This window comes from Pseudomonas sp. GW821-FHT04D07 (assembly GCF_059420225.1).
The window spans coordinates 1-2,048 of record NZ_JBWKTH010000062.1 but is presented as its reverse complement, the minus strand read 5'-3'; the positions used below and the strand labels follow the sequence as shown (position 1 = coordinate 2,048).

2 protein-coding genes and 2 pseudogenes are annotated in these 2,048 nt (G+C 55.3%); 3 read left to right on the top strand and 1 reads right to left on the bottom strand.

All coding sequences use genetic code 11. The features are described from left to right. Nucleotides 1-204: 204 nt before the first annotated feature. The 3 genes and pseudogenes from AC07T0_RS31680 to AC07T0_RS31670 all read left to right on the top strand — a co-directional run. Nucleotides 205-489: a CopG family ribbon-helix-helix protein gene (locus tag AC07T0_RS31680; protein ID WP_495004865.1), complete on the top strand. Its 285-nt coding sequence runs from the start codon at nt 205-207 to the stop codon at nt 487-489. Then, nucleotides 486-770, top strand: coding sequence for a type II toxin-antitoxin system RelE/ParE family toxin (locus AC07T0_RS31675; protein ID WP_495004864.1), 285 nt, complete (start codon nt 486-488; stop codon nt 768-770). The genes AC07T0_RS31680 and AC07T0_RS31675 overlap by 4 nt, the downstream gene beginning before the upstream one ends. A gap of 30 nt (nt 771-800) precedes the next feature. Continuing rightward, nucleotides 801-881: pseudogene (locus tag AC07T0_RS31670) on the top strand (HAD family hydrolase); the annotation flags it as partial. Between the two features lie 181 nt (nt 882-1,062). Here the strand turns inward: AC07T0_RS31670 and AC07T0_RS31665 are convergent. Further along, nucleotides 1,063-2,048, bottom strand: a pseudogene (locus tag AC07T0_RS31665) (hypothetical protein); the annotation flags it as partial.

Sequence of the window (2,048 nt, the reverse complement as noted above, 5' to 3'; positions counted from 1 at the left end):
GACTCCTATCGGGTTGACGATGGGGTTTATTGGGCGCCGTAAACACCAGGCTGGCTACTGTCAGAAATGACAGTTCGGAGGGGGAAAAGGTAGCCGTTGGTCGGATTGGCGAACTGGGCGTCGATGTAAAAAGCAAGACGGTTTTAGCATTCCCGATTATGTATTACTTTATACGTTGTTTGTAACACATGAGAGAGCAACGATATGAGCGAAGCTACCTTTACGTTTCGGGTTGATGAGGCCCTGAAAGCTGAGTTCTCCTGCGCCGCCAAGGCCCGTGATCGCAGCGGCGCGCAGCTCCTGCGCGACTTCATGCGTGAGTTCGTGCAACAGCAGGAAGCGGCTGCGCATGACGCCTGGTTCCGTCGCCAGGTGCAAATCGGCATGGATTCGGCCAATGCTGGCAACTTGATTTCATCGGCGGAGGTTGAGGCCAGATTCGCGACCAAGCGGGAGGCCACGCGTCGTCGGCTTAAAACCTCTGAATGATGGCATTATTCTGGACACCCGAGGCGATCCAGGATCGCGACGAAATCTATGATTACATCGAAGCCGACAACCCGGCCGCCGCATTGGCCCTTGATGAGCTGTTTTCAGAGAAGGCGAGCCGCCTGGTCGATCATCCAGGCCTGGGTCGGCTTGGTCGTGTTACCGGCACCCACGAGCGGGTAGTGCATCGAAATTACATCCTGGTCTATGACGTGGCAGGCGACTGGGTGCGCGTGCTGCGAGTCCTGCATGCCGCTCGACAGTGGCCACCTCGAAAATGAGGTAAATAATGGCCGAGGCGTCGATCTACGCCGCTGATCTACAGCGATGCCGGCAAGGCGATTGCCGCCCACCGCGCGGCGGGTGAGCGGATTCTGGTGATCTCGGCGTCACAAGCTTTGAGCCAGCCGCAATGGCTGCGAACGACGGAAACCTGTGGGAGCAGTGCTTATCGGATCGCCGCACCGCCGCGAAGAGGGCCTTGAGAGCGCCAGTGTTCCAACTAAATTAAGTCAGTTTTTCAGTCAGCCTTCCGATATAAAATCGTTACTCTTTGAGTCCGCTTACCGAGCTCTATCTAATCTGACGAATACGAATGTCGTCGAGATCAACTTTGCTTACGTGATCTGACACAAGGAACATTAAACTCAAATTTTGTGAAAATTCGTCGACTGTATAAAAATATGTCTGCCATTGGGAGGTGAGCAGATGAGACTGTTGGGGAGGGTCAGAACTAGGCACAACCGTAAACTCTAATTTTAGTCCAGGATGCACGCTGCGTGCTCGTACACTGACTTCATAGCGCTCCCCAACAGGCAGAGGTGCGCGATTGAGGGTTATGAAGTCTATCTTACAGTAGTCATTGCCATCCTCATCCCTGACTACGGTCCCTGATGAGCCAATTGCCCAGCCGTTCAAGTCTCCATTCGTGAACGGGGTGTAGTGTTCGAAAAAAGTGACCGTATAAGTGCGCAACGGAAAGGTGACCGCATTGGCCTCGTCGGTGCTCTTATCGAAGGAGGCCTTGAACTCCAGCTTCAATGTGCTGCCGTTGCGTAGCTCCCGAAGCTCGCTATAGGGAACGATTTTTTCACCATACCCTTGCCGATACCACTCCGTGCTCACCCAATTATTCGCTCCGCTCCACAGCTTCTCGTAGGTCAAGCCATCGTTTTTCGTACCCTCCAGACGCAGCCATATGCGCTGGTTGTGTGCAATGAGCGGCCAATTGTCGATACGTACGGTGGCGTCACCGGTCAAGTTGCTCATATCCAGTTCAGGCCCTTCTCCATTATTGACGGCTTGCAGGATCCTCGGCTTGGCCACCAGCAGATCGTCTTCGGCAATGGTCCGCACCGCCAGGTTGAGTGCATCTGAGGGATCCGAGGCTTCGCCGTTGCGAATTACGCTGTAGGTCACCGTCACCGGTTTGCCCAGGTTGTAGGCGAGCACCTCGACCGGGATAGGGATCTCGCGGCTGGTGGGGAGTGCTTGCGCCGGGGTGGTGTGCGAGCCCTCTCCCGCCGTACCGGTCCAAGTCACGCTGACCTGATCACCGG